Raw genomic sequence first — 19724 nt, 5'->3', positions numbered from 1 at the left:
TGTTTCATAAAAATGTATATTATTTCTGGTGTAGGTACGCACAAAAATTTAACAAGGATAAATAATTATTATATATAAGTCTAATGTATAATTAGGACATCTATAGATATAATTAATAACTGAATTTATGAATTAAACTATATCTAATACCGAAAAGACCAGACACTCTTTTACTCAGTGTCGCACTTGAGAGTTAGTTATAAGTATTTTATTATCAGAAGTTGTTCATTTATAATTAAGAATAAATAACTTATAGAGAACTTTTTCATAAAAAAATAGTAAAAATGGGATTGACCAAATTTACTATCTTTTTAATTTCTTCATTAATTATCTCAATATTTTGTTTCTTATTTCATCGCCTAATTTTTCAGCCTTTTCCTTCACTAACTCCCTCATGCTGCGCATTTCACTTTCCATATCTTGCGCTATTCCTTTCATTTCATAGCCCATCTTCTCAGCTCTTTCTTTTATTTCTTTAGTAAAATCAACCATGTATAATTCCTCCCTTTTATAAAATGAATTTATTTATGCTATAAGTTTGCCCCAAAATAGGAATATTATTAATAAAAATTTGATTTCTTTTAATAAATTCAAGTAATTCATTTTATCTCCATTAATATTTTTTTAAAATTACTTTGACATATTATATTTATATCATTTAAACTATTATGGATATTGATAATATGTATATTACAATTACGAATTAAATCATGGTAATAATTTTCATTATTTTATATATTTTATAAGAACTTAGGAGGTAACAATGAGCATACTTACAGTTAAAAATATGAATCACGGTTTTGGGGATAGAGCTATCTTTGAAGATGTTTCATTTAGATTATTAAAGGGAGAACATGTTGGTCTTATTGGTGCTAATGGTGAAGGTAAATCAACATTTATGAATATAGTAACCGGAAAACTTATGCCTGATGAGGGTAATGTAATCTGGTCAAATAATGTAAGAGTTGGCTACATGGATCAGCACGCTGCGCTAACAAAAGGACAAAGTATTAGAGATGCATTAAAGGATGCTTTTAAGTATCTATTTGATCTAGAAACTGAAATGAATTCCTTATATGAAAAAATGGGCGACTGTACTGAAGATGAATTAAATAAAATGCTTGAAAGAACAGCTACAATTCAAGATATGCTTGATCACAATGGTTTTTATGTAATTGATCCAAAGGTTGAAGAAGTTGCAAAAGGCCTTGGACTTTTAGATTTAGGCTTAGATAGAGATGTTGATGACTTGTCAGGTGGACAAAGAACTAAAATTCTTTTAGGAAAGCTTCTACTCCAATCTCCTGATATTCTACTTTTAGATGAGCCTACTAACTATTTAGATGAAGAGCATGTAGAATGGCTTAAGAGATATCTTCAATCTTATGAAAATGCATTTATATTAATTTCACATGATATTCCATTTTTAAATTCAGTAGTTAATTTAATATATCATGTAGATGAAAGAAAGCTTACACGATATGTTGGAGATTATGATGAATTCCAAAGGATATATGCAATAAATAAAGAAAAATTAGAAGCTGCTTATGAAAAGCAACAAAAGGAAATTGCAAGACTTGAAGATTTCGTTGCTAGAAATAAGGCTAACGTTGCTACTGCTAACATGGCTAAATCAAGACAAAAGAAATTAGATAAAATGGACGTAATTGAACTTTCAAAGGAAAAGCCAAAGCCAGAATTTGATTTCAAAACAGCTAGAGCTTCAGGCAAAGTAATCTTTGAAACTAAAGATTTAGTTATAGGTTATGACTCACCTCTTACAAAACCACTTAACTTATATATGGAAAGAGGGCAAAAAATAGCTTTAGTTGGAGCTAATGGTCTTGGTAAATCAACATTACTTAAGAGCTTACTTGGAAAAATTAAACCTTTAAGCGGAGAAGTTCATCTTGGAGATTATCAATACATAGGTTATTTTGAGCAGGAAGATAGAGGCGATAACCGCAATACTTGCATCGAAGAAGTATGGCAGGAATTCCCTGGTTACACTCAATATCAAATAAGAGCTGCTTTAGCTAAATGCGGACTTACAACAAAACAGCTTGAATCTCAAATAAGAGTTTTATCAGGAGGAGAAGCTGCAAAGGTTAGACTTTGTAAAATTTTAAACAATGAAACAAACATCTTAATCTTAGACGAACCTACTAATCACCTAGATGTTGATGCAAAGGATGAACTTAAGAGAGCTTTAAAAGAATATAAAGGAACAATTCTTTTAGTTTCCCATGAACCTGAATTTTATAGAGATATAATTACAGAAACTTGGAACTGCGAAGATTGGACAACTAAAATAATATAGAGACTATAAAGAAAGAACTGCTTAGAATTTTAGCAGTTCTTTTTACAATTTAAAAATACTTATATATATTTTATCTTATTTCTCAAACTACATATTTAAGAATTTTTCTCAAAGCAAGGATACTTCCAATAGGTCCTATAAATATCCCAGCTATTATAAATGGCAAAAACATTGAATTTATTATGGACACAGGCTGTACAAGAGTTATTTCTGGTGAAAACCCAATTATTTTATAGTAAACTAAGCTATATACAGAGAATAGTGATAAATTTCCTATCAGAGCTCCTCCAATTCCTATAATAGCGCCTTCAATAATAAATGGCCAGCGAATAAACCAGTTGGTAGCTCCAACAAACTTCATTATATTTATTTCATTCATTCTTTGAAATGTGGCCATCTTAAATGTATTTACAATTAAAAATAGCGAAAGAAATGGCAGTATAAAAAAAACTGCAATTTTAAGCCATCTAAAAACTACAATCATTTCTTTATTGTTTATAAAAATTGTTGGAGAATTTTTATCAAATGACAACAAATATATTAAAAATAATCCAACAATAAAAAAAGTTGCGCCTACACTAATTACCGAAAAAACTGTTAGTGTAATATTTCGTTTTAAGTCCCTCACTGCATCTAAAAAGAAATATTTAAATTTATCAATATTCATAGACTTAACTCCATTCTATGCTCCTTTAAACTGTAATGTCATTGTCATTTTTTAGCTCGACCGCCTGCTTAAATATTTCTGATAAAACTAAAGCTATACATGCAAGTATAATACACATGACAAAGCTCCCTTTTAGAGATCCAGATTGTGTACCAATAAACTCAAAATTGCTTTCCTTTTTCCAATTTATAACTCCATCAATTACTGCTATTAAAATCATATAATATCCGATTCTCTTAAATCGCTTAACATTATCTAAGCAAAATGGTGTTGAATTAGTGCTATACACAATTTTACGCAAATCGTATACTATTAATAAATACACTAAAGACAGTATAAGACCGATACAAGTATTAATATTAAATCTAAAAGGTAATCCTATTGTTATAAACCATAATATTGATAGGCCTAACATAATTAATGTAATGTTCAATAACACTTTACTAAAACTAACTACTAAATGTTTTTTCACGCAAAAATCTCCTTACTAAATACAATATTACCAATATATCACTTTTACTGAAGATATTCAACATACATTCATTAGTTTTGAATATCAAAAGACCATTCAATTAAGTACTCTAATATACCTTAAAACAGTTATCATAAATAAAAAAAAGAATGATCTACTAGGGTGTTATAGACCATTCTAAATACTGACTAATATTTATTTAATTAAGGGGTAAATAATGTTTTAACTACTTTATATTTATATAATACAAAAGATTTGTGACAATAATATGACATTTCACATTCTCTACATACACATACATTTATAAAATTATTCTATAAAGAATACTTCAATTTTATCCTTACTTCGTGCATAATGTTATATTGATATATGAAGTATATCATAAATTATTCCTTCCTCAGATTTTAACTCACTTAAATCATCTATAAAGTAAAATACATTATATTTCCACTTGTCTGGATTATAAATAACCATATATTCTGTTTCTTTAATTCTAGGGATATCTTGTTCTATTTTATCTTTTAGATTATTGAGGCTTTCTTGTGGCTGTATTTCTCTTGATATTTCAAATAAATACTTACTATTTTTAAGTCTTTCTGTTATTGTATCAATTAACGGTATTCCTACATTTACTTTCTGCCATCCAAAGGAAGTTATTATATTGTCATAAAAGCCATTAAATAAGAACTTGTTTAATCCATTACTATCCTTCCAAATATATAAAGGGCAATAGCTATTTTGTAAATTCTTATTCTTTCCTTTTTCTGTTATTAAATATAATTTAAACTTCAAATCCTCAAATCCATCTGTTTTATATCCGTTATTTTTCACTCTATCCTTTATTATTTTCATATCATAATCCATTGGTAATATAATCTTATATTGCATTGCTATCATTTTCTTTAGCCTCCCTTTCACTTCTTTTTTATTTTTTAAATAAAACTATTATCAACTCATCCATAAGTTTTTACTCTTACAGTTTAACTTTTCCTATAAAAATTGTATAATACTTATAAATAATCTTTAATATCACTAACAGTGATGGCAAAGATAAATCAGTTTTAATGAAATGAAAGGTTTCTACTCTATGGAAATTAATGATTTAAAAATATTTCAAACAGTTGCTTATGAAAAATCTATATCAAAAGCCGCTTTGAAACTTGGTTATGCACAATCAAATATAACTATGCGCATTAAATTGCTTGAAAATAAATTGAACACTACTTTATTCGTTAGAAACAATAAGGGTACGATAATTACATCTAACGGAGAAAAATTACTTAAATATACAGATAAAATTCTTGAATTAATCGATGAAGTTAATGAGGAGTTTCTTCATGCTAAAGTCACTTCAACTATTAAAATAGGAGCTGCTCAAACTATTTCCGCTTCCATTTTACCTAAATTATTTTCTTTATTTTATGAGAAAAATCAAGACGTATCTTTAATACTAAAAACAGAAAAACAAAAAACACTTCTAGATATGATCATAGGAGGTGAATTAGATGGCGCCTTTATATCTTACAACACTTCATCTTCACAAATAAAAAAAGTCATTACTTTCAAAGAAGAACTTGCACTAGTGTCGTCAATAAACATTGCTGATATTAATAACTTAACTACTCCAATAATAGTAGCTTCAGATGCTAATTGTCCCTATCGTAAACTGTTGCAAAGATGGTTGATTTACAATAATTCTAAGCCTGCCGCTGTTATTGAATTTGATTCATTAGAATCTATTATTAAAGGTATCTCTGAAGGTCTAGGAATATCACTTTTACCAAGAAGTATTTTACCTAAAAATAATAATTTTTTTGTTTATGATTTAAAGGAAAACTTTAACGAATTAGAAGTTACATTTATAGTCAATAAAAATTTAAAAATAAACACTTTACTTAAAAGCTTCATTAATATAGCCAATAACCATATCTCCAATTTTCATTGATAAACTTCTTAATATTATTCATCCATGTCATATACATAATTATTTAATTCTTGTATATACATTTTATATTTACAGGATTTATTAATAGACTTATTCTAGAGAAAAGAAGGAGGGCCGCCTCCTTCAATATTAATAATATCTATTAGCTTATCCCTTTTTTCCTTTTCTTTTTCATACATTTTTTAATCTAACTATGTGTTCCATTTCTAATTATTTTCAGAATAAAATTTTAAAGCTTCTCCAATAAATTTAGCTGAACCACTTCCATACTTTTTATCAGTTACTTTTATACAAGTAGCATTTGTCAAATAGAGTTCTGCTGTATACCCTAAATTATTTTCTCCCGCATCTACTTTTAGCGCTTCAGTATTTTTTTTAGTCTCATTTGCTATTTCATGAGCAATCTCTTGAATATCTTTTGAATATGGATCTTTACTTAAATCAGATGTAAGATTCTCATATAATTCTTCTATTTTAGGCAACTTAGTGATAGGACATTTTTTTAAAGCTTCTCCAATAAATTTAGATGCGCCATTTCCATATTTCTTATCAACTGCTTCCATCCATTCAGGATATACTAAATAAAAATTTGTCATATAGTACCAGCAATCTTCTCCCCTTTCACCTTTGAAAGCTTCATAATCTTTTTTAGCTGTATTTACTATTTCTTCAGCAATTTCTTGAATCTCCTTTGATAAAGGATCTTTACTTAAGTCAGCTGTAAGTCTTTCATATAATTCTTTTAATTTAGGATGCTTATTTTCCAAGCAATCTTTTTTAAACTTATCAATTTTCTCTGCTAAAGTAAACATAGAACTATTATTCAGATTATTCCTTACAGCTTTAGCATATCTTTCTATACTTCCATATTGCTTTATTGCCATTTTAGCAATTTCATCTTTCTTAGACTTACCTCTTTCAATTAATTCATTATACTTGTCTATGCTGCCATACATTTTAATTACCGTATCTTCATGTTCCTCTTTAAATTCTTCTAATACATTGTAATATTCACTCATATCAAATTCTTTAAAATTCATAGTGCCTTCTCCTTTTAAGGTTTTATTTATAAGCTCAATTAAACCATCTAATCTTTTTCTTTTTAGAATAAGCAGCTTTTTCTGATTTTTTAGTGCTTCCATTTTATCAAAATATGGACTGAGCATTATTTCTTTAACATCCTTTAAAGGCATATCAAGCTCTTTAAAAAATAAAATCTGCTGCAAAGTTTTAAGAGCCTCCTCATCATAGAGCCTGTACCCTGCTTCAGTAATTCCACTTGGTTTTAACAAGCCTATTTCATCATAATAATGCAATGCACGCACACTTATCCCTGTTAAATCCGCAACTTGTTTTATTGTCCTCATTGCTACACCTCAAAATTAGATTTTAGAGCTATGTCTGCTATATATTACTCTGCCGGCCATGAGTTTTGGCTAATATATCCAAGCTCTATTTTTATATTACACTATGACGTAGTGTTAGGGTCAACACTTTCCAAAATAATTGTAACAAAGATTAATAAAAATCACTTTGCATAATATTTAGTATTTGCTTCGAATAGACCTGCTTTTATAATTCTTTACAAGCATTTTTATTTCCATAGTATAATATTTTTGTAAAATCTCCCTATACTTCTAAATATCATGTTATAATTTATAAATATTATTATAATATTTCAATTTGTATTGGAGAGATTATATTATGTTTATAACAATTCTTATAATACTTATAGCATGTATTGCTGTCGGATTATTTCAAATATTATTTAATGGACTCGAGACAAAACCATATAAAAGAAAATATTATGAGCTTCTCTTTAAATTAAGCGAAAATCCCAATGACATAGAGTTAATGAATAAGGCATTAAATGCAGGAAGCAAATATTACAGAAGAATTAGAACCTATAAAATTAACGTGTCCAAAGGTGCTCCAACTTCTGTAAGTCCAATGAATCTATTTGTAACTATGGATGAGAAAATTCTATTGGAAGATATGACCAGGCTAACTAAGACAATCAAAACTATTAATTAGAGCCTTGTGGCTATTAGGCTCTGCTTTGACCAAATCTACAAATTGCTCAAAAAAAATACTACACATGCAATGAAGTTATTCAATACATGAAGTAGCAAAGAAAAAATCTTCACACTACATGTAACACATTATGTATACCATGAATATATTAATATTAAACGTACTGCAAGGAGGCTTGTCTATGGGGATTTTGAATAATGAAAATTTTGAGCAGTTTGAAAAAGAAATACGTGAATCTATAGAAAAAATTTTTGAAGAAAATAACCCTTCTATCAAAAAAGCTGAAATGACCTCTGATGCAAATGCTGAAAATAATATACAGTCAGTACTTGAACAAGTTCCAGCAGAAACTAAAAATAATGGTGTTGTTAATGTATTAGTCCCAACCACAATTTATAGTAACGATGTAAATATAAATTATGTATCTTATTTTATTGATTTTTTAAAAAACAACTCTGAGCTTTCTGAAACATCTTCACCAGAACCTGAGCCAACTCCAATTGAAAGTTCTAATAACGGTCCTGTTAATGTATTAGTTCCAACTATAGTTGGGAGTAATAATGTAAATGTAAATTTTGTATCTTATTATATTAAGTTTTAATAACTAAATATATCATTTTTAAGGGAACTCTATTTAAAGTTCCCTTATTCTCTATTTTACAATTTTTAAACCAATTCACTGCTAAATTCTTTTTTATTACTAGGCAAATAGCCTCTTTTAACTACTTTTTTAGATTATACAATTAATATTCCCACTCATAATGCTGTGCAAATTCTTTTGAACTTTTTCATCGTTCCAATTCCACCATTGCATTTCTATTAATTTTGCTATTGCATCTTCAGAAAAACGTCTTCTAATTTCTTTTGCAGGTATTCCTCCTACAATTGTATAGCTTGGGACATCTTTCGTTACAACAGCCCTTGTTCCTATTATTGCACCATCTCCTATATTGACTCCTTGCATGATTACTGCTTCATAACCAATCCAGACATCATTTCCTATTACGATATCACCCTTATTATCCCAAGCATCTGTTATATCATTACTATTTAATCCCCATTCCTCATAAAATATTGGAAATGGATAAGCTGAAAGGGATGATATCTTATGGCTCCCAGATGTAAACATAAATTTTGCTTTGCAAGCAATAGAACAGTACTTACCAATGATTAATTTTTCGTCATTTACAGGATAATGATATAATACATTATTATTTTGAAACTTTATTGGATCATTTACAAAGTCGTTATACATAGTATAATCTCCAACTATAATATTCGGATCTGTAATAACTGATTTCAAATATATTGTCTGTTTATCCCCTGTTCTTGGATAAATTATTTTACTATTCATAATCTCCTCCTATGCTAAGTTAATGCTTAAGATATTCTTATAATAAAATTATAACTATATCTTTCCTAACATATCCAGTTTATAAATAGTTCTGAAATAAAGTTGTCTAATAGCATCTTTTTGCTTACATACAATTTCTTCATATTACAAAGCAAAAACTCCGGATACAATCTCTTTAATACTACGGTTTTAAAACTGTTATTTATTTTTATAAAATAATATTTTACTATTACTTAACTAAAACATTAGCTTTGCAATATCAGCAATTATGATTAATAAGCCTACAATTATTGAAAATATTCCAACAGCCTTATTTCCCTTGTGAGTTTCTTTTGAATCTAAACCTTGTGACAATTTGATTTGATATAAACCGCTAAATAATTGTGTAAATCCCAAAAATAACATTACAATATAACTATCTCCATAATAAGGAAATGAAAGGAATAGTGAAACAATTGTAAGTATGCTAAATATAATGCTTGCTAAATAAAATACGTTATTGCTAATTTTCAAATCTAATATCTCCTATCTTATTATTTGTATTAGTAAAACATCCGTTGTGTAATTTTTCAATTGATTTATATCTAACATTGTTCTAAATCTAACTAATTCATTACGTGATATCTCATTACCTGTAGTTATAATAGATTGCAGGTGGTAAATATATAATCATCATTGACATCAATTCATCTCTAAGCTCAAGTATTCTTTGCTTGCTAAGTTTAAAAGTGTTTTTTCTCTTTATATTTGTTTGAAAAGACTTAAAATTTTCTGAACGCTTATGTTTTCTTTCCATCAAATCGCTCCTGTGAATCAATTATACAATAGTGCCCTTCAACTCTCTTATAAGGTATTAATATATCCGCAGTCTGAACCCTATTTAAAAAGTCTTTTAAGTCTTCTTGATTATCGTCAGGAGCAAAATACTTTTTTCCCATCCATTGTATTATCCAACCAGTAATCCCGCTTGGTATAATATTGTTAAACTTTCTATAGCCTATTCCTGAACCATTAGGGGTATAATTGAAATTCAACGTCTTTTGAAATATACCTTTGTTGTCGCAGGATTCAGTGATTTTTACTCTATAAAGTTTTACTTGTTTAAAAAATATCATATATGTTTAATACCTACCTCTAATTCTTAATATTTCACTGCTTTGCATACATATTATACCATAATTGTATTCGTTAACAAATCATAGTCATATTATTAATTGTTTCTGCTTTTTAGTTCAATTCAAGTTTCTTAACACTTTAAATTAAAACTTGATAATTGTTAAGTACTTAGTAAATAATAAATCATAAAGAAAAATTAAAATGTTTCTTTAATGAAAGGAGAAAAATTATGAATGAAGTAATACAAAATATTTTAACAAGAAGAAGTGTAAGAGCCTATACAGAAGAGCAGATTTCTGATGATGATTTAAATACACTCTTAGAAGCTGCAAAATTTGCTCCAAGTGACATGGCACTCAAGCCTGGCATTTCACAGCAGTGCAAAATAAAGATAAAATTAATAAGCTGATTTCTGAGATAAAAGAAGTCTTGCAAAAGTCTCCTGTGGAGCAATTACAAAAGATAGGCAGTAATCCAAACTTCAATCCTTTTTATAATGCTCCTACTATAATTATCACAGCCTATGATAAAAACTCGCCAACAAAAGAATCCGATTCTGCTGTAGCACTTGAAAATATAATGCTGGCTGCTCATTCACTTAATATTGGTTCCTGTTGGATACATGCTTTAGGTATAGTTGGAGATGATCCTAAGGTTAGAAGTATACTTACAGAGCTTGGTATTCCAGAAAATTATGCTATATTCGGTACTGCTGCTTTAGGTTTTAGCAGTAAAGGAGAACCAAAGGCTTCACCTAGAAAAGAAGGAACTGTTAATATAGTAAAATAAAATTATAATACCAGCAAAAAATTATAATCACTTACAAATGGATAAAAGCATATGGAAAACCATATACCTTTATCCAATTTTTGTTTAGCGTTTATTTATGTATACGCCTCACCGTGCCATAAGTAAGTGATAACACTTTTTTAAGTGTAATAATATTAATAATTATAACCTACTCTACAAATCAGAATTTAATCATTTAATTTTCATAAAAGGAAGCCGATAATGGTTGTCTTTCTGTAAATCTTTTAAAACTATGCTTAGGATATCCTACCATTACAACTCCTGTTATTTTCTTTTTTTCTGAAATATTAAAAATCTTGTACATTGGCGAATTTTCACTGCGAGCACAAATTTCAAATATTCCTGCCCAGCATGATCCAAGCCCAAGAGATGGAGCATATAACTCTAGATACGACAATGATAGAATTGAATTTTCTCTACCATTACGAAAATCTTCATCCGCCAAAGTTAAAATTATACTAGGTGCATCCCTTAAGATAGTGTCAACTTTAGTATTCCTATAGCCACTAATCATTCCTGCCAATGCCTTACTCAAAGTTTCATTATTCTCAAACCAATTAATGCATTCTTCAACTGCTAATTCAATTGTTTTTTTATCATCTACTATTAGGTACGATATACCTTGTGAATTACTTGCAGTTGGAGCTAAGTGAGCAACATCAACGAGTTGCAATAATTTTTCCCTTTCAACTGGTGTATTCTTATATGAACGGATAGATCGTCGTGATCGAATGAAATTCTTTGCTTCTTCTGGATTTAATTTTTTGATTTCTCCTATTTCACTTTGCATAGATAATGGCGATTTCTTATTGTCTATAGCTTCTTTAGGACATACAGCTACACAATGTCCACATTCTAAGCAGGCATTAGGCTTGACTTCTTTTGGACCAGTAGTTTCTAGTTTTAGTACTCCTGTTGGACATTCCACCACACACATTCCGCATTTTATACATTTTTCTTCATTTACAGTTATTAAACTCATTTTTATTCACTCCTTATTAATTTTGCACTCATATCTGATACGAATACACTCAATTTTTATTTGATCTATAATACAAGTTAAAACTATCGTTGTAACTTTTCATATGCTATTACTTATTTGGCATCTCATCATTGGTTTCATTCCTTTTAATTGGGATTAGTTAGTAACGGAATTTAAAATAAAATATTAATAATATTTTGAGAACAATCATTCTAATTAGTGCAAAAATATTTATTCAATAAGCAAAAAAACTATATCATGCTCTTTTCTTTGCTCTATGAATTTTTTTGTCATTGATTTAAATGATAAGATTCAGAAGAACATAAGTATTTTTTGAGAACGCTCATTCTAATTAGTGTAAAAAAGAATTATTTATTTAATAAATTCATAAAAAAATCTGCTATACCATGTAATTTTTCTTTGCTCGCTGAGATTCTTAACTGTACACGAATTCCAAGCAATGCATTTTGAAATATTTCGGATAAAACTTCAGGATCATAATCACTGGAAAATTCACCTGTTTGTATGCCTTTTCGAACAAGATCAGCAATGAGTTGTTCTGTTTGCATAAATGTCTTTTCTATTTTTTCTTCTATCTCTTTATCTCTAAGAGCCATCTCTGTTGCTGAATTTACAATTAAGCAACCCCATTGTTTATCTTCATATCCTTCAATCGTAAAATCAAAGATAAATTGTATAGCTTGTTTTGCTGTTTCTGCATGTAATACCCCAGCCTGTATTTTGTTTTTTATTAATTCTTCATAAAAATCCATTGTTTTTAAAAATAATGTATGCTTATCACCGAAGGTATCATATAAACTTCTACGATGAATTCCCATATGCTCTACTAAATCGCTTAACGATGTCTTTTCGTAGCCTTGTTCCCAAAATAATTCCATTGCTTTCTTAAGAACTACATTTTCATCAAATTCCTTACTTCGTCCCATTAAGTTCCCTCCTTTATAAAATCAATAATAGCATTTTGAGAACGATCGGTCAAGAATTATTTATATACCTTATCATGCGTATTTTTTCGCATTATATCTCTAATGACTGTGATTTTGATACAATTTAGCGAGTTGATGAATATATTTATTAATTCTATCATAACCACATTTGGTACAAAATGTAGTTCTTATACTTGAAAATGCATACACGCCCACATACCCTTTCTATTCTGCAGATACTATTTGCAGGTAGTCTTCAAGCACTTCATCTGAAGTCTTATAAAGTTGTCTGTATTTAATTTCTTTATTGGTAACATTCACTTACTATCATCTCCTAAAGTTCAGTCCTTCCTATATGTCGTCTACTACATTCAGTACTATGACCTCGGCTGACTTCTCATGATAAATCTTATTTCAACCGTGTTTCATACTCTATGTTTCCACATGTCCATGAGATCTTCCCAGGTAAGAACGCAATCTTTCCTTTCATATATCTGCTACATTTACACCATATGCTTCCGGATAGTTTAGGGCTTTAGTTTGTGTTGCAACTTTACCCAACATATATATGCCTGATGTAGTTTCTGTTCGTCAGACCAGAAGTTTGCCTCCAGCTTCCTTCAGATTCCTTGTCGCCGAGGACACCCTTGCTTTTGGCTATGTGCTTGACACTATCAACCCGAACTCAGGACTTTCACCCGTTAGATTGCGCCCATGCTGGGCACACAACATTAAAAGCCACTGAAATCAGTAGCTTTGCATTGTATTAAAATTCTAGCTCCTATTTGATAGAGGCAAAACAGACCTGCCCCCAAAATCATCACCTTCTTCTTGAAGCAAAATAAACCTGGCTCCCCTTCATCAGGATAAAGTTCATAGTCAGTATCTTCTGTTTGTTCATATTCAGACTGTGGTAAAAATTCTTTAAAAAATCTACTCCACATTTCGCTAATACAATCACCATTATTACCATAGCATTTAAAAACTACATACGTTCTTGAATCAATTTCCCATATACGATAACCTTTTTGTAACATCACTTCTACATTATCCACATCAGTATCTTCATCAATAATTATTCCAATTCCATAATCAAAAGTTGTCTCCTTTTCTTTACTAGGGCTGCATAAACCATATAAATCTTTTTTACCAGCCTTTCTGGTATTCTTGATTTCATTTATCAAATCTTTTTTATGACATTCCCCCCAGAAATCAGGAATATCATGGTTGCCAGACTCATTGATGATTTCATTATTAAACGCGCGTACCTTTGCAATAAATCTCTGCCTTCCAATTTCTTCAATTCTATAATTCATAGTGCTTCCACCCTCCAATATAATTTTAATGACTAAAGGGTTAAAGAGACATAGTTGAGTTCCTTTTTTTCTAGCCAGCTTTGGTGATACACCGTGAAATCGCGAAAAAGCCTTTGCAAAACTTTCAGGAGTTTCATAACCGTACTTAAATGCAATATCTATTATCTTACCTTCACTTAGCTGTAATTCCTGTCCCGCTAGCGACAACCTTCTGTTACGTATATATTCATTAGCTGTCATTCCAGCCATTAAGCTAAATACTCTATGAAAGTTATAACAAGACATGTGTACCTCTTTTGCTACATTTTCGTAATTTATTTCTTCAAGAAGATTGCTCTCCATGTAATCAATTGCCTTTTGTAAAAACTTTGCTAAGCTCATCTATTCTCTCCCCTTTCACTATGTATTATAAGGTCTCCTTAAAATATCTTCTGGTCCTAGTTTGCCAAATTCTGTCCTGTATGCTTTTTAGCTTATTCAATTAAAAATCCACTATTATAATAGGTCATTCAAACTTAATGATATCTCCCAAATTAATTATTCTTTCTTTGTCTTTACCGTCGCTTGTTGTCCAAGAAATTTTCACTTCTGATGTATTAAAGATATTCTTAATATCTTGATCCGTTAGTCCATTAGAATAAAATACAGATTTAGAATCATATTTAGCATATTTATGCACCGGGCTATCATCAGTACCATAATTACCAAACCAATATCGATTTTTATCATATGAACTGATAACTGCTTTTAAATCAGGTACTGTAATCTTTCTATTTGATATTGCATCTGAGTTCTTTACATCTAAAGTAAATTCAATATTTTTAAAATCATTTTTGTTTGGATTATCTAATCCTTTAGTTCCTACGTACATAAATTCTTCATCAGTTAAACTGGATACATTCAATTTCACACTAATTTGAGGATTATTTTTATATTGGCCTACGCTATAAATACCTATACCTAATACAATACTTATAAAAACAATAACAAAAATTATTCTTTTCATCAACTTTCATCCTATCCAAATTAAAATTTATTACTTCAATATTATTATTTATAACTCAATCCTAATTTAAATTTATTTATACATTCTTTCTTATAACTCTGCATGGATTTCCGTAAGCAATCGTATCTGCTTGAATATCCTTTATCACAATACTTCCTGCTCCAATTACAACATTATCTCCAATTGTAACACCAGGTAGAATAATGACCCCTCCTCCAATCCAGACATTATTGCCTACTTTCACTGGCGCAGTTTGTGTTTTACAAAATTCAAAGGAACCATCATCTTTACTCTCTCCAAAACGTTCTTTTGCATTTGTTGGATGAAACGCTGTATATATCTGCACATTCGGCGCAATAAGTGCATTATTACCTATTTCAATTCTGTTGTCATCTAAAAATGTGCAATTCATGTTTACTTCACAATTGTCCCCAAAATAAATATTATTACCGTAATCAACATAAAACGGCGCAGTAATCCATAAATTATCTCCATATCCTCCAAGAAGTTGTTCTAATATGTTATGCTTCTTTTGCCTATCTTCTGAATTAACTAGATTGTAATCACGTATCAAATTTTTCGCCTTATGCCACTGTTCTAATAATTCTTTATCACCACAATCATACAGTAGACCTGCTAACATTTTTTCTCTTTCTGTCATCTTGACCACCTCAACAAATTATAAGTTATCTTTCAGTTAATTATAACATGTTTTGGAAATAACATACTTCTCAATTATTTTATCCATTACTATAATGATGATAATTTTGTTATACTTCAATCTATTAAATTACTACCACATAGCATAAAATATACTTTAGTTCCTTTTATACCTTATTATACCGTTGTAATAATTGGCGTGGTAATGTATACATTTCATAAATAAAATTAAAGAGTAGCAAACAAGATTTCTCCTATTTACTACCCTTTAAAAATCATTATTTAATTTGCAAAAATTCCTCATAGTTTCCTTTTCATCCTCTCCCCTGGATATTCCTAGGTGACTTTTGTATTTAAAAATAATTAATCTATGAAATGCTTTCAATTGCCAATAATCTCGGATTATTTCCTTCTTGAATTTTAATACACACTTTTGCTAATTTCATTTCTAAATTTTTTATTACTGTTTTTACTTTACATATAAAATAATAATCTTCCATATTATTAGTAACTACTGCTATAGGATTAAAGTTCCATCCATTGATTCCATCCACTGCTTCCCATAGCATTTGCTTTTCTTCTATTGTAATAATATTTCTAATTTCTAATTCTTTAACCATAATATCTCCTCCCTTTTCTTATAATCAATATTATCATTACTTCTTTACAGTTATTTTACAAACATCATAACTTTTTGTTAAAATATTATTACAAAAAAATAAAGACACAATAAATATTTCTACAAACTCTACCTTTATGTGTTGTTTTCTAATTTTATATTTAAGTATTTAACATAAATGAACAAATGGCTTAATAATATTGAATGAAAATAATAAAAACATGCTCTTATCATTTACACTTAAGTGAAAATAATAAGGCATGTTTTTTCTCCAATCAGGATGGTAATAAAATATATAAATTTTACAAATTTATAATTTCAATAATTCATATAAAGATAAAACAAAGTAAAATCCACCAAGTATTAATCCAATACAAGCGTAACTTTGAATTTTAATATTATTTTTCTTATATTTCATCAATGGTATTAAACTAACTACTATAGTAGCAGTTGGGATAATTATTATATAAGTACCTAAGATAGTATTTAACAAACCATCTACAATAAATAATGTTAAGCCTAGTAATGCTCCAACTAAAGAAAGTCTATTGTTTATCCTATTCAATTCCATTCAAACACCTCCTATTACAATTATACCCATTTAAAGCCAGATATTCAACATGAATTGCTACCACATATCATAAAGTATATTTTAGCTCCTTTTATACCCTATTATAGAGTTGTAATAATTGGGGATGGTGATGTATACATTTCATGAAATAAAGCAATAGCTTAATTGCTTCTAGCTACTGCTCAAAAATATCATATTATTAAATTAGAATTCTTTTACTAGCTCACTTCCAATATCGTACGCCTTCTTCATCAGGTCTTTATTAGAAATTGCAGAATCGCGAGTAACTAATCCTCCTCCTAAAAGAAATTTGCAAGGAACTTCAGTATTACCTTCAAACGTAACATTTAAAACATATCTTAGATGATTAAACGCTTCAAGCAGGAAGATGTTTCTTCTGGAGCATTTTGTGTAACTATAAGTGCAACCTTCTTTTCTTTATCAAATGACTTTTCTAAACCTTCTTTCATATATGCATATAATCTATCTATAGCACATTTTAGTTTCCCTTGAATTCCTCCCATGTAGTTTGGTGACCTAAATACTACTATCAGCATCATTGATCATGTCGTATATGTTTTGCATATCGTCTTTTATTACACATTTTCCAGTTCTTTTACATGCATTACAATTAATACAGCCATTAATATCTAGGTTATTTAATGAAATTGAATTTATAACTGCACCATTTGCTTTTGCTCCTTCTAACACTTTCTTTAAAAGAGTAGATGAATTGCCATTTGATCTTGGACTCCCCATTATTCCTAATACTTTCATAACTAAAAACACCAGCCTTTTCTAAATTTATTCTACTTGAATTTGTGCTTTTATTATATATAATTAATTTTAGATATAAAATTACGCACTTTTTTGTCTAGTACTATACCAAAAGGAGAGTATTATATGAAAGATGGTATTATAGATCCCTCTGTTTGCCCAATATCATACACTTTATCTATAGTTGGAGGCAAATGGAAATGGGTTTTAATGTGGATATTATCAACTATAAGGGAACTCAAATATATGTAGAGATACGAAAACTTCTCCCAAATATTACTCACAAAATCTTAATCCAACACTTGAAGGAACTTGAAGCTAATGGTCTTATTTCAAGGAAGGAATATTCACAAGTTCCACCAAAAGTTGAGTATTCATTAACAGAAAAAGGACAGACTTTAATTCCAATTTTAGAGCTTATGTCTGACTGGGGAAGCATTAATCTTCCTTAATAATAATTTTTATATAAAGGAAGGAGTACTAATTTTGAATACTATAAAATGTGAACGTAGAATATATAATTTTAAAAGCAATACTCATACTCATGAATATGGACAATTAATTTTGCCACTTCAAGGTGTGCTTTCTATAGAAACTGATTGTAAGAAATTAGACTTAAAAGGTGATTCATTATTCTTTCTTCCTCCAGATTGTCAGCATACTTTTAATGCCAATAATACTAATGAATTCTTAGTTTTAGATATTCCTAATAACATGCTTAACAAGTATGATATGGAAAAAATGCATGGAGGAAAAGACTTTTTATTTGATGATAAATGGGAAGCCATAAGATATTTATTACTAAATGAAGCTAATACTAATCAAAATTCTAATTCAATAAATAATTTATTTCTTTACTTTTATAATTTTATTACTAAGGAAAATCTGCCTAATTCCATCAGATATATAAACGAACATTTTACAGAAGAATTCGATTTAAAGAAATTGGCAGATATAGAACATTATAATACTAGTTATTATAGTGAGTGGTTTAAAAATAATATGAACATATCGCCTACTGAGTATATACAAAATTTAAGGGTAAAGAGAGCTAAAGAGCTCCTTTTAAATACAAACTTAACAATTTTACAAATTTCTCAAATGGTAGGTTATGAACATAATTCATCCTTTACTAAAGTGTTTAGACACTTTGAAGGAATATCACCTGCAGAGTTTAGAAAAACAATCAAAAAATAGACTAAAAACTTACTATATTTCAGCAAAGACTTACTTTGTCAAAATGATATAATATACAGAGAAAGGATGTGCTTTAGCATGAAAGAGAAAATTACTAAAATGATACAAAACTTTGTTAAGGAATACGAGCATAAAGATTATATTTCAACAAAATGGGGTGAGCCTTTAGTAGGCTTTGCTGATGCTAATCATCCTTACATCTTAAGTTTGAAAGAACTTATTACCCCTACCCATGGATTACCCACTGATGTACTTTTAGATGCATCAATTGTAATCGCATATTTTGTTCCATTCACTAAAGAATTGGCTCATACTAATAAAGCTCCTGGAGATATTTCCTCTCCTGAGTGGGCACTAGCTTATGAAGAAACCAATGCAATGTTTATTAAGTTAAATGAATATATTATCTCAGAACTACGAAAACTTGGGTACCATGCAGATGTTTCACCAGAATCCTCTACTTTTGATCAAAAGATACTAAAAAGCAATTGGTCTCATAGACATTTTGCTAAAGCTGCTGGTCTTGGAACCTTTGGCATAAATAATATGCTTATAACTAAGGTTGGATGCTGCGGGAGATATAGCACCATTGTAACTAATCTAGATGTTAATCCAGATTCTCCTTTGGAAGATGAACTTTGTCTTTATAAAAAGAATGGAAACTGTGGTGTATGTGTAAAACATTGCCCATCAGGTGCACTAACTTTAGATGGATATGACAGGCATAAATGCTATGTAGTGATAAGAAAAAATGCAGAATTATATACAGAATTCGGAAGCTCTTACACTACTGAATCTGGTGATTGTCCAAACAGTGTTGGCAGTGAAGTATGCGGAAAGTGCGTAGTAAATACGCCATGTACCTTTCTTTCTTAAAGTTCTATTTCAATGAAATTTTACTTTTAAAGGTTATAAAACATATGAGTGTTAT

Annotated in this window: 25 protein-coding genes and 1 pseudogene; 8 read left to right on the top strand and 18 right to left on the bottom strand. The window is 29.2% G+C overall.

Translation table 11 applies throughout. The features are described from left to right. Positions 1-327: 327 nt before the first annotated feature. Positions 328-492, bottom strand: coding sequence for a hypothetical protein (locus CDLVIII_RS31340; protein ID WP_009170229.1), 165 nt, complete (start codon positions 490-492; stop codon positions 328-330). 271 nt (positions 493-763) lie between these two features. Here CDLVIII_RS31340 and CDLVIII_RS14645 point away from each other — a divergent pair, with 271 nt between their 5' ends. After that, a complete protein-coding gene (locus CDLVIII_RS14645) occupies positions 764-2320 on the top strand; it encodes an ABC-F family ATP-binding cassette domain-containing protein (RefSeq protein WP_009170228.1) in 1557 nt (518 codons plus the stop codon). An 82-nt stretch (positions 2321-2402) separates the two neighbouring features. Here the strand turns inward: CDLVIII_RS14645 and CDLVIII_RS14640 are convergent, their stop codons facing one another. From CDLVIII_RS14640 to CDLVIII_RS14630, 3 genes are all read right to left on the bottom strand, one after another. Then, entirely contained in the window at positions 2403-2987 is a 585-nt protein-coding gene (locus CDLVIII_RS14640; protein ID WP_009170227.1) for an FtsX-like permease family protein, read from the bottom strand. 25 nt (positions 2988-3012) lie between these two features. Further along, positions 3013-3459, bottom strand: coding sequence for a DUF2975 domain-containing protein (locus CDLVIII_RS14635; protein ID WP_009170226.1), 447 nt, complete (start codon positions 3457-3459; stop codon positions 3013-3015). 357 nt (positions 3460-3816) lie between these two features. Further along, on the bottom strand, positions 3817-4356 hold the full coding sequence (locus CDLVIII_RS14630; RefSeq protein ID WP_009170225.1) for a DUF4865 family protein: 540 nt from the start codon (positions 4354-4356) through the stop codon (positions 3817-3819). 190 nt (positions 4357-4546) lie between these two features. On the opposite strand from CDLVIII_RS14630, the gene CDLVIII_RS14625 reads away from it, so the two are divergent. After that, on the top strand, positions 4547-5404 hold the full coding sequence (locus tag CDLVIII_RS14625) for a LysR family transcriptional regulator (RefSeq protein ID WP_009170224.1): 858 nt from the start codon (positions 4547-4549) through the stop codon (positions 5402-5404). Between the two features lie 206 nt (positions 5405-5610). On the opposite strand, the gene CDLVIII_RS14620 is transcribed toward CDLVIII_RS14625, so the two are convergent. Then, complete coding sequence (locus tag CDLVIII_RS14620) at positions 5611-6771, bottom strand: MerR family transcriptional regulator (protein WP_009170223.1); 1161 nt, start codon at positions 6769-6771, stop codon at positions 5611-5613. 337 nt (positions 6772-7108) lie between these two features. On the opposite strand from CDLVIII_RS14620, the gene CDLVIII_RS14615 reads away from it, so the two are divergent. Continuing rightward, complete coding sequence (locus tag CDLVIII_RS14615) at positions 7109-7438, top strand: hypothetical protein (RefSeq protein WP_009170222.1); 330 nt, start codon at positions 7109-7111, stop codon at positions 7436-7438. A gap of 181 nt (positions 7439-7619) precedes the next feature. Beyond that, positions 7620-8039, top strand: a complete 420-nt coding sequence (locus CDLVIII_RS14610) for a hypothetical protein (RefSeq protein ID WP_009170221.1) — start codon at positions 7620-7622, stop codon at positions 8037-8039. Between the two features lie 129 nt (positions 8040-8168). Here CDLVIII_RS14610 and CDLVIII_RS14605 read toward each other — a convergent pair whose 3' ends face one another. The 4 genes from CDLVIII_RS14605 to CDLVIII_RS14595 all read right to left on the bottom strand — a co-directional run bounded on the left by CDLVIII_RS14605 (position 8169) and on the right by CDLVIII_RS14595 (position 9907). Next, the gene (locus CDLVIII_RS14605) at positions 8169-8792 is read right to left on the bottom strand and encodes a CatB-related O-acetyltransferase (RefSeq protein ID WP_009170220.1); all 624 of its coding nucleotides are present in this window, start codon (positions 8790-8792) and stop codon (positions 8169-8171) included. Positions 8793-9029: 237 nt separating this feature from the next. Next, the gene (locus CDLVIII_RS14600; protein WP_009170219.1) at positions 9030-9305 is read right to left on the bottom strand and encodes a hypothetical protein; all 276 of its coding nucleotides are present in this window, start codon (positions 9303-9305) and stop codon (positions 9030-9032) included. A 115-nt stretch (positions 9306-9420) separates the two neighbouring features. Further along, positions 9421-9588, bottom strand: coding sequence for a hypothetical protein (locus tag CDLVIII_RS31335; protein WP_009170218.1), 168 nt, complete (start codon positions 9586-9588; stop codon positions 9421-9423). After that, complete coding sequence (locus CDLVIII_RS14595) at positions 9572-9907, bottom strand: hypothetical protein (RefSeq protein ID WP_009170217.1); 336 nt, start codon at positions 9905-9907, stop codon at positions 9572-9574. The genes CDLVIII_RS31335 and CDLVIII_RS14595 overlap by 17 nt, the downstream gene beginning before the upstream one ends. Positions 9908-10137: 230 nt before the next feature. On the opposite strand from CDLVIII_RS14595, the pseudogene CDLVIII_RS14590 reads away from it, so the two are divergent. After that, positions 10138-10697 (top strand): annotated as a pseudogene (locus tag CDLVIII_RS14590) (nitroreductase). A 196-nt stretch (positions 10698-10893) separates the two neighbouring features. Here CDLVIII_RS14590 and CDLVIII_RS14585 read toward each other — a convergent pair. The 9 genes from CDLVIII_RS14585 to CDLVIII_RS14550 all read right to left on the bottom strand — a co-directional run bounded on the left by CDLVIII_RS14585 (position 10894) and on the right by CDLVIII_RS14550 (position 17596). Next, entirely contained in the window at positions 10894-11700 is an 807-nt protein-coding gene (locus tag CDLVIII_RS14585; protein WP_009170215.1) for a nitroreductase family protein, read from the bottom strand. Positions 11701-12068: 368 nt separating this feature from the next. Further along, positions 12069-12647 carry a TetR/AcrR family transcriptional regulator gene (locus tag CDLVIII_RS14580; protein WP_009170214.1) on the bottom strand — a complete coding sequence of 193 codons (579 nt, stop codon included), beginning with the start codon at positions 12645-12647 and terminating at the stop codon, positions 12069-12071. Positions 12648-13378: 731 nt separating this feature from the next. Further along, positions 13379-14344: an AraC family transcriptional regulator gene (locus tag CDLVIII_RS14575; protein ID WP_009170213.1), complete on the bottom strand. Its 966-nt coding sequence runs from the start codon at positions 14342-14344 to the stop codon at positions 13379-13381. A gap of 124 nt (positions 14345-14468) precedes the next feature. Next, complete coding sequence (locus tag CDLVIII_RS14570) at positions 14469-14969, bottom strand: hypothetical protein (RefSeq protein WP_009170212.1); 501 nt, start codon at positions 14967-14969, stop codon at positions 14469-14471. A gap of 76 nt (positions 14970-15045) precedes the next feature. Further along, positions 15046-15630 (bottom strand): sugar O-acetyltransferase, encoded by a 585-nt coding sequence (locus CDLVIII_RS14565; protein WP_009170211.1) that lies wholly within the window; start codon positions 15628-15630, stop codon positions 15046-15048. A 367-nt stretch (positions 15631-15997) separates the two neighbouring features. Then, a complete protein-coding gene (locus CDLVIII_RS14560; protein WP_009170210.1) occupies positions 15998-16249 on the bottom strand; it encodes a hypothetical protein in 252 nt (83 codons plus the stop codon). Between the two features lie 309 nt (positions 16250-16558). Further along, complete coding sequence (locus tag CDLVIII_RS14555; protein ID WP_009170209.1) at positions 16559-16819, bottom strand: hypothetical protein; 261 nt, start codon at positions 16817-16819, stop codon at positions 16559-16561. A gap of 359 nt (positions 16820-17178) precedes the next feature. After that, on the bottom strand, positions 17179-17379 hold the full coding sequence (locus CDLVIII_RS31330) for a hypothetical protein (protein WP_186005575.1): 201 nt from the start codon (positions 17377-17379) through the stop codon (positions 17179-17181). Then, a complete protein-coding gene (locus tag CDLVIII_RS14550) occupies positions 17357-17596 on the bottom strand; it encodes a flavodoxin family protein (protein ID WP_009170207.1) in 240 nt (79 codons plus the stop codon). Before CDLVIII_RS14550 ends, CDLVIII_RS31330 begins: the two co-directional genes overlap by 23 nt. A 200-nt stretch (positions 17597-17796) precedes the next feature. On the opposite strand from CDLVIII_RS14550, the gene CDLVIII_RS14545 reads away from it, so the two are divergent. From CDLVIII_RS14545 to CDLVIII_RS14535, 3 genes are all read left to right on the top strand, one after another. After that, positions 17797-18048 (top strand): winged helix-turn-helix transcriptional regulator, encoded by a 252-nt coding sequence (locus tag CDLVIII_RS14545; protein WP_347462522.1) that lies wholly within the window; start codon positions 17797-17799, stop codon positions 18046-18048. Between the two features lie 34 nt (positions 18049-18082). Continuing rightward, a complete protein-coding gene (locus tag CDLVIII_RS14540; RefSeq protein WP_009170206.1) occupies positions 18083-18793 on the top strand; it encodes an AraC family transcriptional regulator in 711 nt (236 codons plus the stop codon). A gap of 78 nt (positions 18794-18871) precedes the next feature. Next, positions 18872-19669 carry an epoxyqueuosine reductase gene (locus CDLVIII_RS14535; RefSeq protein WP_009170205.1) on the top strand — a complete coding sequence of 266 codons (798 nt, stop codon included), beginning with the start codon at positions 18872-18874 and terminating at the stop codon, positions 19667-19669. Positions 19670-19724 lie beyond the last annotated feature (55 nt).

It is taken from the genome of Clostridium sp. DL-VIII, from assembly GCF_000230835.1.
GTDB lineage: Bacteria > Bacillota > Clostridia > Clostridiales > Clostridiaceae > Clostridium.
Note: the sequence above shows the minus strand (reverse complement) of the source record. Positions and strands in the feature narration are given on the sequence as shown.

What these genes read in the sequence shown, in the direction of transcription:
- CDLVIII_RS31340 (WP_009170229.1), bottom strand. Translation starts at nt 492, where the DNA reads ATGGTTGATTTTACTAAAGAAATAAAAGAAAGAGCTGAGAAGATGGGC.
- CDLVIII_RS14645 (WP_009170228.1), top strand. Translation starts at nt 764, where the DNA reads ATGAGCATACTTACAGTTAAAAATATGAATCACGGTTTTGGGGATAGA.
- CDLVIII_RS14640 (WP_009170227.1), bottom strand. Translation starts at nt 2,987, where the DNA reads ATGAATATTGATAAATTTAAATATTTCTTTTTAGATGCAGTGAGGGAC.
- CDLVIII_RS14630 (WP_009170225.1), bottom strand. Translation starts at nt 4,356, where the DNA reads ATGATAGCAATGCAATATAAGATTATATTACCAATGGATTATGATATG.
- CDLVIII_RS14625 (WP_009170224.1), top strand. Translation starts at nt 4,547, where the DNA reads ATGGAAATTAATGATTTAAAAATATTTCAAACAGTTGCTTATGAAAAA.
- CDLVIII_RS14620 (WP_009170223.1), bottom strand. Translation starts at nt 6,771, where the DNA reads ATGAGGACAATAAAACAAGTTGCGGATTTAACAGGGATAAGTGTGCGT.
- CDLVIII_RS14615 (WP_009170222.1), top strand. Translation starts at nt 7,109, where the DNA reads ATGTTTATAACAATTCTTATAATACTTATAGCATGTATTGCTGTCGGA.
- CDLVIII_RS14610 (WP_009170221.1), top strand. Translation starts at nt 7,620, where the DNA reads ATGGGGATTTTGAATAATGAAAATTTTGAGCAGTTTGAAAAAGAAATA.
- CDLVIII_RS14605 (WP_009170220.1), bottom strand. Translation starts at nt 8,792, where the DNA reads ATGAATAGTAAAATAATTTATCCAAGAACAGGGGATAAACAGACAATA.
- CDLVIII_RS31335 (WP_009170218.1), bottom strand. Translation starts at nt 9,588, where the DNA reads ATGGAAAGAAAACATAAGCGTTCAGAAAATTTTAAGTCTTTTCAAACA.
- CDLVIII_RS14595 (WP_009170217.1), bottom strand. Translation starts at nt 9,907, where the DNA reads ATGATATTTTTTAAACAAGTAAAACTTTATAGAGTAAAAATCACTGAA.
- CDLVIII_RS14585 (WP_009170215.1), bottom strand. Translation starts at nt 11,700, where the DNA reads ATGAGTTTAATAACTGTAAATGAAGAAAAATGTATAAAATGCGGAATG.
- CDLVIII_RS14580 (WP_009170214.1), bottom strand. Translation starts at nt 12,647, where the DNA reads ATGGGACGAAGTAAGGAATTTGATGAAAATGTAGTTCTTAAGAAAGCA.
- CDLVIII_RS14575 (WP_009170213.1), bottom strand. Translation starts at nt 14,344, where the DNA reads ATGAGCTTAGCAAAGTTTTTACAAAAGGCAATTGATTACATGGAGAGC.
- CDLVIII_RS14570 (WP_009170212.1), bottom strand. Translation starts at nt 14,969, where the DNA reads ATGAAAAGAATAATTTTTGTTATTGTTTTTATAAGTATTGTATTAGGT.
- CDLVIII_RS14565 (WP_009170211.1), bottom strand. Translation starts at nt 15,630, where the DNA reads ATGACAGAAAGAGAAAAAATGTTAGCAGGTCTACTGTATGATTGTGGT.
- CDLVIII_RS14560 (WP_009170210.1), bottom strand. Translation starts at nt 16,249, where the DNA reads ATGGTTAAAGAATTAGAAATTAGAAATATTATTACAATAGAAGAAAAG.
- CDLVIII_RS14555 (WP_009170209.1), bottom strand. Translation starts at nt 16,819, where the DNA reads ATGGAATTGAATAGGATAAACAATAGACTTTCTTTAGTTGGAGCATTA.
- CDLVIII_RS31330 (WP_186005575.1), bottom strand. Translation starts at nt 17,379, where the DNA reads ATGATGCTGATAGTAGTATTTAGGTCACCAAACTACATGGGAGGAATT.
- CDLVIII_RS14550 (WP_009170207.1), bottom strand. Translation starts at nt 17,596, where the DNA reads ATGAAAGTATTAGGAATAATGGGGAGTCCAAGATCAAATGGCAATTCA.
- CDLVIII_RS14545 (WP_347462522.1), top strand. Translation starts at nt 17,797, where the DNA reads ATGGGTTTTAATGTGGATATTATCAACTATAAGGGAACTCAAATATAT.
- CDLVIII_RS14535 (WP_009170205.1), top strand. Translation starts at nt 18,872, where the DNA reads ATGAAAGAGAAAATTACTAAAATGATACAAAACTTTGTTAAGGAATAC.